At 63.5% G+C, this 12,977-nt stretch carries 9 protein-coding genes; 5 read left to right on the plus strand and 4 right to left on the minus strand.

Features of this window, described 5'->3' with window-relative positions:
* The first annotated feature begins 50 nt into the window (after positions 1-50).
* The 4 genes from A9762_RS11620 to A9762_RS11630 all read left to right on the plus strand — a co-directional run bounded on the left by A9762_RS11620 (position 51) and on the right by A9762_RS11630 (position 4,409).
* Positions 51-863, plus strand: a complete 813-nt coding sequence (locus A9762_RS11620; RefSeq protein WP_069342191.1) for a MetQ/NlpA family ABC transporter substrate-binding protein — start codon at positions 51-53, stop codon at positions 861-863.
* 319 nt (positions 864-1,182) lie between these two features.
* Positions 1,183-2,109: a DMT family transporter gene (locus A9762_RS11625; RefSeq protein WP_069342192.1), complete on the plus strand. Its 927-nt coding sequence runs from the start codon at positions 1,183-1,185 to the stop codon at positions 2,107-2,109.
* Between the two features lie 257 nt (positions 2,110-2,366).
* Positions 2,367-2,420 carry a 4Fe-4S binding protein gene (locus tag A9762_RS29425; RefSeq protein ID WP_363322037.1) on the plus strand — a complete coding sequence of 18 codons (54 nt, stop codon included), beginning with the start codon at positions 2,367-2,369 and terminating at the stop codon, positions 2,418-2,420.
* A gap of 48 nt (positions 2,421-2,468) precedes the next feature.
* The gene (locus tag A9762_RS11630) at positions 2,469-4,409 is read left to right on the plus strand and encodes a GGDEF domain-containing protein (protein ID WP_069342193.1); all 1,941 of its coding nucleotides are present in this window, start codon (positions 2,469-2,471) and stop codon (positions 4,407-4,409) included.
* A gap of 86 nt (positions 4,410-4,495) precedes the next feature.
* Here the strand turns inward: A9762_RS11630 and A9762_RS11635 are convergent, their stop codons facing one another.
* The 3 genes from A9762_RS11635 to ubiD all read right to left on the minus strand — a co-directional run bounded on the left by A9762_RS11635 (position 4,496) and on the right by ubiD (position 9,964).
* Positions 4,496-6,112, minus strand: coding sequence for an APC family permease (locus A9762_RS11635; RefSeq protein ID WP_069342194.1), 1,617 nt, complete (start codon positions 6,110-6,112; stop codon positions 4,496-4,498).
* A gap of 405 nt (positions 6,113-6,517) precedes the next feature.
* Positions 6,518-8,035 (minus strand): NAD-dependent succinate-semialdehyde dehydrogenase, encoded by a 1,518-nt coding sequence (locus A9762_RS11640; protein WP_083253845.1) that lies wholly within the window; start codon positions 8,033-8,035, stop codon positions 6,518-6,520.
* Between the two features lie 378 nt (positions 8,036-8,413).
* A complete protein-coding gene (gene ubiD / locus A9762_RS11645; RefSeq protein WP_069342195.1) occupies positions 8,414-9,964 on the minus strand; it encodes a 4-hydroxy-3-polyprenylbenzoate decarboxylase in 1,551 nt (516 codons plus the stop codon).
* Between the two features lie 569 nt (positions 9,965-10,533).
* On the opposite strand from ubiD, the gene A9762_RS11650 reads away from it, so the two are divergent.
* Positions 10,534-11,592 (plus strand): lytic transglycosylase domain-containing protein, encoded by a 1,059-nt coding sequence (locus tag A9762_RS11650; RefSeq protein ID WP_069342196.1) that lies wholly within the window; start codon positions 10,534-10,536, stop codon positions 11,590-11,592.
* A 204-nt stretch (positions 11,593-11,796) separates the two neighbouring features.
* Here the strand turns inward: A9762_RS11650 and A9762_RS11655 are convergent.
* On the minus strand, positions 11,797-12,977 hold a 1,181-nt coding region (locus tag A9762_RS11655), incomplete at its 5' end, for a pyridoxal phosphate-dependent aminotransferase (protein ID WP_240493521.1).

The following is a 12,977-nucleotide window of genomic DNA, read 5'->3' on the forward strand; positions in this document are numbered from 1 at the left end:
GTCGCCGGGCCGACGAGTCCGGCACTTCATTCACACACGCGAGGTTTTCCATGCAACGTCGTACGCTTTTCAAGCTGCTGGCAGGAGTTGGTGCCGCTACGGTTTTCGCCACGCAATTCGCGGCTACCGCGACGGCGGCTGACGCTGTCAATCTGAAGGTCGGTGTCACGGGCGGCCCGCACGCCCAGATCTTCGACGAAGTGAAGAAGGTCGCGGCCAAGGACGGCCTGAACATCAAGGTCATCGAGTTCAGCGATTACGTGCAGCCGAACGCGGCCCTGTCGTCGGGCGATCTGGACGTGAACAGCTACCAGCACCAGCCGTACCTCGACGCGCAGGTGAAGGATCGCGGCTACAAGCTCGAATCGATCGCCAAGACCGTGATCTTCCCGATGGGCATCTATTCGAAGAAGATCAAGTCGCTGGCCGATCTGAAGACGGGCGACAAGGTGTCGCTGCCGAACGACCCGACCAACGGCGGCCGTGCGCTGCTGTTGCTGCAAAAGCAGGGTCTCATCAAGCTGCGCGCCGACGCCGGTCTGAAGGCAACGCCGATCGACGTGGCCGAAAACCCGAAGAAGCTGAAGTTCGTGGAACTGGACGCCGCCCAACTGCCGCGCTCGCTCGACGACGTCGCCGTGGCCGTCATCAACACCAACTTCGCGATGGAAGCCGGTCTGAACCCGAAGAAGGATTCGATCGCCATCGAAGACGCCAATGGCCCGTACGCCAACGTGCTCGTGATTCGCTCGGCCGACAAGAACAAGCCGTGGGTGGCCAAGCTGATCAAGGCTTACCATTCGCCGGAAGTGAAGGCATTCATCGAGCAGAAGTTCGGTGGTTCGGTCGTGACGGCCTGGTAATCGGTCATCGTGCGCAAACGCATTTGAGGACGCTGGGGGACGGTTCACCGTCCGACGGCGAGCTCTGCGGAAACGGCAACGCTTTACGGCGTTGCCGTTTTTTTTGACCTCGTCAAGGCGGTCGATTCGTGTTTGGACGCAAAGCGGGTTGCCGCGGATCAGGCGCGGTAGCTTTCGACCCGAAGCCGCCTTTCGGCGTAGCGGCGATCCACATTTAACGCCAAGCTGAAGCATTCGTGCCGGGGGCGCTCGCATAATCCACCTCATCCGGCGCCTCACAAGCCGCGTGGATCCCGACCCCCTTCATGGCGAGAACGAATTGGCGCAAACACGCACGACCGCGACGAGCGAACCCAACGCCTTTCTTGATCTGACGTTGCTCCTGACGCTTTCGACCCTATGGGGCGCGTCCTACACATTTATCAAAATCGGCGTCGCTACGATTCCTCCGCTAACGCTCATCGCGGCGAGAACGTTAATTGCCGGATCGGTCTTGCTGCTCTGGATGCGAGTTCAGCGTATTTCAATGCCGCGCGATCCCGCTGTATGGCGTCGTTTCTTCGTGCAGGCGTTGTTGAACAGCGTCGTTCCTTTCACGCTCATCGCATGGGCCGAGCGTTCGGTGGACGCGGGTTTGGCGACGATCCTGAATTCGGCCTCGCCGGTCATGGCGTTTCTCGGAACATGGCTTATCACTCGCCACGAACGAATGACAGTGCGCAAGTCGTTCGGCGTCGTCTCGGGGCTTGCCGGGATATGCCTGGTCGTTGGCGTCAGCGCATTCGGAGGACTCGGGCAGCAGCTGGTTCCACAACTGGCGATCGTTACAGCGACGGTTTGCTATGCCGCGGCGGCGATCTACGGACGGTCCTTCGCTGGCCTCTCGCCAGCCATTCCTGCTGCGGGTTCGCTGATTGTCGGTGCGACCCTGCTCGTCCCTGTCAGTCTGCTGGTTGACCGTCCCTGGACACTCCATCCTTCGTGGCAATCCCTGATGGCGCTTGCGGCACTCGCCCTCTTTTCTACCGCGATCGCGTTCGTGATTTACTTTCGACTCGTACAAACACTCGGGTCGGTCGGTACCACCGCGCAAGCCTATCTGCGCGTTCCCATCGGCGTCGCGATAAGCGTCGTGTTTCTCGGGGAATCGCTATCTACGTCAGCTTGGCTGGGACTCGCGTGTGTCGTTGCCGGGGTCGCCGCCATGACGATCCGGACGTCGTCGGAATCCAGAAACGCCATTTGACCGGGATCTTCGCAGCGCTGCCTTCCTGGCACGCGTAAAGCCATCGCCCAAGACGGCTGCACCAATGCCGTTTATTGGTGAGGCATCGTCCCGGTATTTGTGGCAATTCCGATGCTGTCACAGTTTTGTCAAATAACGGCGATAGCCTGAACGGCAAGTAAAAGAGGGTGCCCACGGGCACCGTCACAAGACGCGGATATGGGCCAAAGAGCAGCGACCGCACGCGAAGCACGGGGAACGGGTGAGACTTCATCGGGGTGGAATGCCTGCGGTGCGTACGCGTGTGCCCGTCAGATGCCCGCACAACGTAAAGCTGTTTGCATGATGCCGGCGCACCGCACCGACTTACGGAGTCTCAGTTGAACCCTCTCCCGCCTGCCGCAGTTGCCGGGATACGTCCGCAGGACCGCTTTGGCACCGCCCTGGCGGCGCACGATGCACAATCGGCGCCCGCTGGCTCGACTTCCCTATCCCCATCTCCTGCCGCTGCTTCTGCATCGACGGCACCTTTCGTCGAACCTGATGAAGTGTCGTTGCTTGCCGAGCTTTGCGAAGGCATTGGCCTGACCTGCGTTTTCCAGCCGATTCTCGACTTCCGGACGTCGGAAGTCGCCGGTTACGAAGGACTGGTGCGCGGGCCAGCCGGTACCTCGATCCATTCGCCGATGGCGCTGTTTGCCGCGGCACGCCGTCACGGCCTGCTCGGACCGCTCGAACTCGCCTGTCGTCGCACGGTGCTGCGGGGTTTCGTCGAGCAAGACCTGCCCGAGCGTCTGTTCCTGAATATCGGCCCCGTGACACGCGCATTGCCTGGCGGCGGGGTGAGCGAATCGCTCGGTCTGGACGAGACGTTCGCCATGCTCCAGTCGTTCCGGCTACCGCCCGAGCGCGTGGTGCTCGAACTCACGGAGCACGCGCCGACACTGGATCTGGCGAGCACGCGCGCGTCGCTCACGGCGTATCGCGCGCTGGGCTTCGAAGTGGCGCTCGACGATATGGGCGAGGGCTACGCGAGCTTGCGTCTGTGGTCGGAGCTGCGGCCCGATTACGTCAAGATCGACCGGCACTTCGTCGATGGGATCGACACCGACACCGTCAAGCTTCAGTTCGTGCGCTCGATGCGCCAGATTGCCGAGACGAGCGGCACGCGTGTGATTGCCGAGGGCATCGAGCACGCCGAGGAGCTTCAGGTCGTGCGCGATCTGGGCATCTTCCTCGGACAAGGCTATTTCATCGCGCGTCCCGAGGCGCAGCCGCAGCGCGCGATTACCGCTAACGTGCAGGAAGTGGTGAACGAGCGTCGCGCGTATGTGCATCAGCAACCGAGCCAGTTGGGCGCGGGCAACGTGACGCTTGAGCGCATTGCGTCGTACGTGGCGCCGGTGTCGCCGGACACGCGCAGCGAGGACGTCGTGGCCCGCTTCGAGAGCGACCCGGCGCTGGAAGTGCTGCCGGTGGTGGAGCGCGAGCGGGCCGTCGGGTTGATCGGACGGGCGTCGCTGATCGGGCGGTTCGCGCGTCCGTTCACGCGCGAACTGTACGGACGCAAACCGTGCTCGGCGGTGATGGAACCGCGCCCGCTGACGTTCGACAAGGCGGCGCGCGTCGAGGACCTGAGCCGAATGATCGCGGAAGGGGCGAGTCGTCAGATTGCCGCCGGTTTCATCGTGACGGATCAGGGGCGTTACTTCGGCGTGGCGCAGGGACACGCCCTGATGCGCCACATCACCGACATGCAGCTCGACGCTGCACGTTACGCCAATCCGCTCACGCTGCTGCCGGGCAACGTGCCGATCGACGACTACATGGATCGCATGATCGGTGAGCGTCAATCGTTCCACGCGTGCTACGTCGATCTCGATAACTTCAAGCCGTTCAACGACGTATTCGGCTATCGGCGCGGCGACGACCTGATTCAACTCGTCGCCCGTGTGTTGATGGCCGTGCGCAATCCCGAGCGTGACTTTCTCGGGCACATCGGCGGTGACGATTTTCTGATTCTGTTCCGCAGCCCGGACTGGGAAGCCCGCTGCCGCGAAGCGCTCACGCGTTTCGGCGAGGCAGTGACGGAGTACTTTCATCCGGATCAGATCGCGGCCGGTGGGTTTGAGGCGGAGGATCGTCGCGGCATGGTCATCTTCCATCCGATCACGAGCCTGTCGATCGGTGTGGTCGCCGTCACGCCGGAGAGCTTCCCGTCTCATGTGGAAGTGTCTGCCGCCGCAGCCGATGCGAAGAAGATGGCCAAGCGCGCGCTCGGCAACAGCTTGTTCATCGAGCGTCGGCGGGCGCATCGGTAAAGCGCGGCTCGCTGTCGCCGTCCGCCATGAAAAAAGCCCGCCGGTTGGCGGGCTTTTTCGTTGGATGACGCGTGACGCGCTGTGCCTCAGTGAGACAGCGCGGGCATGCCGTCCATGCTGGCGGCGTCCTGCTCACGTTCTTCCGACAGATACGGGGTACGCCAGCCGGCCTTCACACCCCAGTGATAGAACGCCAGCGACAGCAGCGCGACGATCGCCATGTCCCAGCCGTACGGCAGCAGACCGAGGCCGCCGAATTCCTTGCTGCCGATGTACGAGCACAGCGCCATGCACGGCAGGTAACCGATGAGCCACCACGAGGCCTTGAGGTCGCGGCCGAAACCCTGCCACTTGTCCTTCGCCTGATAGTAGAAGTAGACCGGCAGCGCCACGATCACCAGCACGATGATCTGGCCGGTGAGCGGCCAACGCGCCCAGTACAGGATCAGCGACGCGCACACGAACGCGAACGGCGCGATCAGCGACAGGCCCGGCAGGCGCAGCGGACGGTGCATGTCCGGCGCCGAACGGCGCAGCGCCATCACACTGATCGGACCGGTGAGGTACGAGATCACCGTCGCCACCGAGATCACGGCAGCGAGCGAATCCCAGCCACGGAAGAAGAACATGAAGACGAACGAGATCGCGAGGTTGAACCACATCGCGGGACGCGGCACGCCGTACAGCGGATGCACGCGGCCGAAAATCGCCGGCAGGGTGCGGTTGCGCTCCATCGCGTAGATCATGCGGCTCGTCGTGGCCATGTAGGTCGTGCCGGTGCCGCTCGGGCTGAGGAACGCGTCGAAGTAGAGCACGATCGCCAGCCAGTTCAGGCCGAGGGCAATCGCGAGTTCGGCGAACGGCGAGCTAAAGCTCACCATGTGCCAGCCGCCTGCCAGTTGTTCGGGCGAGAGCGCGCCAATGTAGGCGACTTGCAGCAGCAGATAGATGACGGTAGCAAGCAGGATCGAACCGACCACGGCAAACGGGATGCTGCGCCCCGGGTCGCGTGCTTCACCCGCGAGGTTCACGGGGCTCTGAAAGCCGTTGAACGCGAACACGATGCCCGACGTAGCGACGGCGGTCAGCACGGCCGACATGCCGTTCGGCGCGAAGCCGCCATGCTCGGCGATGTTGAAGTTGCCCGGGTGGAAACCGGCGACCATCAGACCGGCAATGGTCAGGGCCGGAATCGCGAACTTGAACAGCGTGATCGCCGTGTTGGCGCGCGCGAACAGCTTCACGCCCCAGTAGTTCAGCATGAAGTAGACGATGACGAGCAATGCCGACAACGTCAGACCGCTCGTGGTGAGCGTGCCGTCCACGAACAGGGCATGCGCCCAGTCGTACGGCCACGTGCTCATGTACTGGATCGACGCTTCGGCTTCGATGGGAATCACCGAGACGATGGCGATCCAGTTGGCCCACGCGGCGATGAAGCCGACGAGGCTGCCGTGCGAATAGCGCGAGTAGCGGACCATGCCGCCCGATTCGGGGAACATCGCGCCGAGTTCGGCGTAGGTCAGGGCGATGGCAAGAATCACGACGGCGCCGATGAGCCACGCGAGCAGTGCGGCGGGGCCGGCGATCTTGGCGGCCTTCCAGGCACCGAACAGCCAGCCGGAGCCGATGATCGAGCCGAGACCGGTCAACATCAGGGCGAACGGCCCGATGTTGCGCATGAGGGATGGGTTGTTGTCCATTCTGTCTTCTCCACGCCCGGGGGGAGCAAACGGCCGCCCGGGAGTCGGGAAGGGCACGTTGCGCGAGGGCGGACACGCCGGCAGGCCATTCACCGTCACAAGGAGCATGACGGCGCGGGGGTAGCGCTGACGGACGCGACTTCTGTTGATCGGCTTCGCGAAAAACTACCGGGTTCCGATGGCACCGCAGGGGGAGCATGCGGCCCCCGAAATGGGGTCGGAGTCGCCGTTCGCGAAAAAAAGCGCGATTCTACCCGAGCCGGCGCGGGTCTGTGGGACTTTGTAACACTTTCACAATGGCATCCCGTTTGCCGACGTTAGGTCGAATTGGGCGCAAGCCAGTCACGGCGCGGCTCGCGCCGTGAGAATCCAACTATTACAGATTGTTAAAGGGTCAGATAAAACTCAGAGGCCGGCGAGGCAGAGATATTTCATTTCAAGGTACTCGTAGATGCCGTACTTCGACCCTTCACGCCCGAGACCGGACTGTTTGACGCCGCCGAACGGCGCGACCTCGTTCGAGATCAGCCCCGTGTTGATGCCGACCATACCGGCCTCGATACCCTCGGCCACGCGCCAGACGCGTCCGACGTCCCGGGCGAAGAAGTACGAGGCCAGGCCGAAGTCGGAGGCATTGGCCAGACGGATACCGTCCGCTTCGTCCTTGAACCGGAAGACGGGGGCGACCGGGCCGAAGGTTTCCTCCTGCGCGACGAGCATGTCAGCGCTGGCGTCGGCCACCACGGTCGGCTCGAAGAAGCGGCCGTGCAGCACCTTGCCGCCGACGGTGACGCGTCCGCCCTTGGCGACGGCGTCTGCCACATGGCGCTCGACCTTGGTGATGGCCGCGTCCTCGATCAGCGGGCCGATCGCGACACCCGGCTCGAAGCCATTGCCCACACGCAGTTTGCTCACAGCGGCGGTGAGCTTTTCGACGAAAGCATCGTAAATGCCGTCCTGTGCGTAGATGCGGTTCGCGCAGACGCACGTCTGGCCGGCATTGCGGAACTTGGAGGCGATACAGCCATCGACGGCAGCATCGACGTCGGCATCGTCGAAAACGAGGAAGGGCGCGAGCCCGCCCAGTTCGAGTGCGACTTTCTTGATCGTCGGCGCGCATTGCGCCATGAGCTTCGCCCCCACGGAGGTCGAACCCGTGAAAGAGAGATGGCGCACGCGAGGGCTGGACGTGAGGACGTTACCGACATCCGACGAGTTTTTCGACGTCACCACATTGAAGACGCCCTTGGGCAATCCCGCGCGATCCGCAAGTTCTGCCAGCGCGAGCGCGCTGAGCGGGGTGAGACGCGCAGGCTTGACCACGATGGTGCAGCCCGCTGCGATGGCCGGTGCGATCTTGCGGGTGATCATCGCGATCGGGAAGTTCCACGGCGTGATCGATGCGCAGACCCCGATGGGCTGTTTGAGGACCAGCAGGCGCTTGCCGCCTTCGGGCGAGGCAAGTACGTCGCCGTCGATCCGCTTGGCTTCCTCGGCGAACCACTCGATGAACGACGCCCCGTAGGCGACTTCCCCTTTGGCTTCGGCGAGCGGCTTGCCTTGCTCGGCGGTCATGATGGCGCCGAGGTCGTCCTGCGCCTGCATGATGAGGTCGAACCAGTGACGCATGATGCGCGCGCGTTCCTTGCCGGTCTTGCTGCGCCATTCCGGCAGGGCGGTTTCGGCGGCCACCAGCGCGCGTTCGGTCTCCTTGGCGCCAAGGTCGGCTACGTGGGCGATCTCGGAGTCGGTCGCCGGATCGTTGACGACGAAGGTGGCGTGGGCGTCGGCGGGTGTCCAGTCGCCATCGATGTAGGCGTCGGACTTGAGCAGTTCGGGGTCTTTCAGGCGGGCCAGGGCAGGATGCGCTTTGGACGCAGCGCTGGATTGCCGGGAGGTATGAGGCGGGCGGGATGATGACACGATCGGCTCCTTTCGATAGCCGTGCGGTGCGCTCTGGGGAGGCGGCGCCGCGCGGAGGACGGAAATAGCAACGAAAGCGGTAATGAAAGCGGTAACGGACGCAGTAAAGGACGCGGTAAAGAGCGCAGGGACAGAAGCCGCAGGTAACGAGACGAATGACCCGAAGGATCACGAGACGAATGCGGGATTACGGCCTGCACGGCTGACCTGTCCGTAGGCTGCCAGCTTACTCCAGCCGTGCGAGGCGTTCGTGACGGCCGCTGCGAACCCCATCCATCAAGGACTCGGGGGGATTGCGTCAACAGGCGGCACCAATGAAAACGCCGGCAGCCCGACGGGCGCCGGCGTTCGGCATGGCAGAGGATCGCGATGCCTGTTTTACAGACCGAGATCCTTATATAGCGCGGCCATGCGTGCGTCCACGTCGGCGGTCATTTCAATCGGACGCCCCCATTCGCGCGAAGTTTCCCCCGGCCACTTGTTGGTCGCGTCGATGCCCATCTTCGAGCCAAGCCCCGCCTTGGGCGAGGCGAAATCGAGATAGTCGATCGGGGTCTGGTCGACGAGGGTCGTATCGCGCGTCGGATCCACCCGCGTGGTGATGGCCCAGATCACTTCCTTCCAGTCGCGAATATCGACGTCTTCATCCACCACCACGATGAACTTCGTATACATGAACTGGCGCAGGAAGCTCCACACCCCGAACATGACCCGCTTGGCGTGCCCCGGATACGCCTTCTTCATCTGCACGATGGCCATCCGGTAGCTGCAACCTTCGGGCGGCAGGTAGAAGTCGGTGATTTCCGGAAATTGCTTTTGCAGCAGCGGCACGAACACTTCGTTGAGCGCGACACCGAGCACGGCCGGCTCATCGGGCGGCTTGCCGGTATAGGTCGAGTGATAGACCGCGTTGCGGCGCATCGTGATGCGCTCGATCTTGAAGACCGGGAACCACTCCTGTTCGTTGTAATAGCCGGTGTGGTCGCCGTAGGGGCCTTCGAGCGCGTGCTGATAACCGGCGGTGGCGCCTCGCGACGGCGCCGGCGGCGCACCTTCGGGCACGACGGGCGGTTGTTCGGACGGGTAAATGAAACCTTCGAGCACGATCTCGGCGCGCGCGGGCACGCGCAGCGATTCGAGGCCCGGCGTGACGCACTTCGCCAGTTCGGTTCGGCTGCCGCGCAGCAAGCCGGCAAATTGATACTCCGACAGCGTATCGGGCACGGGCGTGACTGCGCCGAGCATCGTCGCCGGATCGGCGCCGAGCGCCACGGCAATCGGGAACGGTTTGCCCGGGTTGGCCTGCGCGAACTCGCGGAAGTCCAGCGCACCGCCTCGGTGAGCGAGCCAGCGCATGATGACTTCGTTGCGGCTGATCACCTGCTGGCGGTAAATCCCGAGGTTCTGACGCTTGCGGTGCGGCCCCTTCGTGATGACCAGACCCCACGTGATGAGCGGTGCGGCATCGCCGGGCCAGCAGGTCTGGATCGGCAGGCGCGAGAGGTCGACTTCATCGCCTTCCCACACGATCTCCTGACACACCGGACTGCTCACTTCCTTGGGCGCCATGTCCCACACGGCCTTGGCCATGCCGAACAACTTGCCGGCGTCCTTCAGGCCGCGCGGCGGCTCGGGTTCCTTGAGTGTCGAGAGAAGGCGACCGATATCGCGCAGCGAACTCAGCGCGTTGTCCCCGTCGTCGACACCCATGCCGAGGGCGACACGTTCAGGGGTGCCAAACAAATTGGCGAGCACCGGCATGTCGTAACCGGTCGGCCGCTCGAACCAGAGGGCCGGACCCCCTGCCTTGAGTACGCGATCGGCAAGCGCGGTCATCTCAAGCACCGGCGAGACCGGCACGTCTACGCGACGAAGCTGGCCGGATCGCTCCAGTTGCGCGGTGAAGTCACGAAGATCGAGATATTTCATGAAACAAACCGTTACCAAAAATTTTTACGAAATTCATACGGCCGGAGTAAACGGTCGTTTGAAATCGATGAAAGTTGGGAGAACACCCTTGTAAACGCGGGGTGAGGCACGGCATTTTACCGGCCAAGGTGTCCGAACGTCACGGCAAAACAGCCGTTGCAAATTACTTTTAGTAATCATTTCGACTAATAATAGTATTGACGGTTTATATATCACTGCTACAATCCGCCCGTTGAATCCAGAAAGGCGGCTTCGATGACGGGTAGGCCGACCCGCTCAAGCTTAGCGACAACTACAACATCGACGTGGATTTTCAGTGGCTGGTTTTCTCACCGAGGTCGGGAAGCCAGTGTTTTAGGAAGCAGCGCGAGCGATAGCTCGTCAGCGCCGGAGACCTGAACAGGTCGGCGCGCTGCGGCGGTAGCGGCATCGTCCATGACAAACACGATGCACCGCCTCGTTCCATATGCCGTAAGTAAGCGCTTCACGGGATGCCTGGCGGGCATACCGGCTTACTTCCTTACGCCCCGGGGCCACCCCGTGGTGACGGCGTAACCGGAGTACGTAGTATGAAGAAGTCTGGTTTATCACCCTGGCTACTGGCCGTGTTCGCTGCGCTTCGCGCAAGCGGGGCGGCAACGGTAGCCGTGGCTCGCCGCGATTGGCGTCGCCTGGCATGGCACGGCGGTCGTGTTGGACTGTATACGTCCAGCGCGGTCGGTCTGGTTGCCGTGGTCGGCACGCTGGCGCTGTGGGCCCGACCGACGTGGCGCGCCGATCTGGCGTCGCGCGTGGGTCCGCTGCTCGAGGCAGCCACCGGTACGGCCAATGCGGCCGGCCAGGGCGCCAACGGCGGCACGCTCGCACAGGGCACCCCGTCCGACTCGACGATGATGGCGCAGGCTGCGCAACACGTCCCGTCGGCTGCGGTTCTCGCAGCTTATATTCCGAACCAGCGTGTGGCGGCCGATGCGCGTGCCACCAAGGTTCTCGACACGCGCGAGCAGATCGCCGTGGCCGACTATCTCGCACGCCGCTATCGCGTGGCGGGTGACGTGACGGGCAACCTCGTGCGCGCGGCTTACTCGACCGGCAAGGAAGTGGGTCTCGATCCGCTGCTGTTGCTCGCCGTCATGGCAATCGAGTCGGGCTTCAACCCGTACGCGGAAAGCACCGTCGGTGCGCAGGGCCTCATGCAGGTCATGTCGAAGGTGCATCAGGACAAGCTCGAATACTTCGGCGGTCCGGAAGCGGCACTGCACCCGCTGGCCAACATCAAGGTCGGCGCGTTGATTCTGAAGGAATGCATCGCACGCGGCGGTTCGCTCGCCGGTGGTCTGCGTCTGTATGTCGGGTCGACCAGCGCCGGTGACGGCGGCTACGGTGCCAAGGTGCTCGCCGAGCGTGATCGTCTGCGTGGCGTGTCCATGGGACGCAAGGTCTCGCCGAACGAGCCGCAGGCGCCGGTGATGGTCAGCTCGGCCAAGCCGGTGGCGAAGCCGGTCTCGACCGGCAGCAAGTCGGACGCCTCGACGGAATCGGTGCCCGCACCGGCAGCGTCGACGTCGAACGGCAAGGCGGCTTCGGCCACCAAGCCGCTCGAAGCGGACGACAGCACGGCGGCCTGATTGGCCTGATTGCCCCCGAGCGACCTGAAAGGGTCGACGACCTCGCGTGATGCGCCACGGCCGGCGCATCCATCGGCCTGCGATGCTATCTATATAGAAGGGCACCGCGACAGCCAATAAAAAACCCATCGAAGCGATTCGATGGGTTTTTTTGTTTGGGCGACGGTAAGACGGTATGGCCGCCGGTGTGTCGACAGCGCGGGTTCAGCCCGCCGCGAACACCTTGCCGATCCGGTCCATGGCCTCGTGCAGCTGTTCGAGCGACGTGGCGTACGACAGGCGGATGTACTGACGCGGCTCGGCAAAGCCGAAGTCGAGGCCCGGCACGAGCACGACGTCTGCCTGTTGCAGCAGCGATTGTGTCAGGCGATCGCTGTCACCGGCATCGCGGTGAGCGACGCCCGTGCAGTCGGCGTACACGTAGAACGCGCCATCCGGCATGACCGGTACCTTGAACCCGAGCTGCTCCAGCGCCGGCACCACGTAGTCGCGACGCTGACGGAACGCTTCCTTGCGCTCCTCGTAGATCGCCAGGGTTTCCGGGAGAAAACACGCCGTTGCCGCATGTTGTGCCACGGCAGACGGACAGATGAACAGGTTCTGCGCGAGCTTCTCGAACGTCGGCACCATGGCCGGCGGCACCACCAGCCAGCCCAGACGCCAGCCGGTCATGTTGAAGTACTTCGAAAAGCTGCTCACGACCAGCACGTCGTCGCCGAAGCTCAGTGCCGTGGTGGGCTTCCCGTCGTATGAGAGCCCCTGATAGATCTCGTCGACGAGCGTGAAGCCGCCGCGAGCACGTACCGTCTTGACGATACGTGCCAACTCGTCCGTCTCGATGGACGTGCCCGTCGGGTTCGACGGCGAGGCAAGCAGCACGCCCTTCGTCTTCGCACCCCAGTGCGACTCGATGCGCTCGGCCGTCAGTTGAAACCGTTCCGCGGGGCCCGACGGAATCAGCACGGGCTTGCCGTCGAACGTCGAGACGAAGTGACGATTGCACGGATAGCAGGGATCCGGCATCAGGACTTCGTCGCCGACACCCACCAGCGCCGCACAGGCCAGCACGAGCGCGGCCGATGCACCGGCCGTCACGACGATGCGCGACGGATCGACATCCACACCGTAGAAACTACGGTAGTAGCCGGAGATCGCTTCACGCAGCGCGGGAATGCCCATCGCGCCGGTGTACTGCGTCCGGCCGTCGCGCATGGCCTTCGCGGCCGCTTCGATGACGGCTTCGGGCGCCGTAAAGTCCGGCTCGCCGATCCCCATGTGAATCACCCGATGCCCGGCCTTCTCGCGTAGTGCGGCCTGCTTGGCCAGCTCCATCACGTGGAAGGGGGCGATATCGTCGACGCGTTGCGCAAGTGTCAGCGCGGGAG

The sequence above is a fragment of the Pandoraea sp. ISTKB genome (genome assembly GCF_001721285.1).
Taxonomy (GTDB): Bacteria; Pseudomonadota; Gammaproteobacteria; order Burkholderiales; family Burkholderiaceae; genus Pandoraea; species Pandoraea capi.

What these genes read in the sequence shown, in the direction of transcription:
- A9762_RS11620 (WP_069342191.1), top strand. Translation starts at nt 51, where the DNA reads ATGCAACGTCGTACGCTTTTCAAGCTGCTGGCAGGAGTTGGTGCCGCT.
- A9762_RS11635 (WP_069342194.1), bottom strand. Translation starts at nt 6,112, where the DNA reads ATGGACAACAACCCATCCCTCATGCGCAACATCGGGCCGTTCGCCCTG.
- ubiD (WP_069342195.1), bottom strand. Translation starts at nt 9,964, where the DNA reads ATGAAATATCTCGATCTTCGTGACTTCACCGCGCAACTGGAGCGATCC.
- A9762_RS11650 (WP_069342196.1), top strand. Translation starts at nt 10,534, where the DNA reads ATGAAGAAGTCTGGTTTATCACCCTGGCTACTGGCCGTGTTCGCTGCG.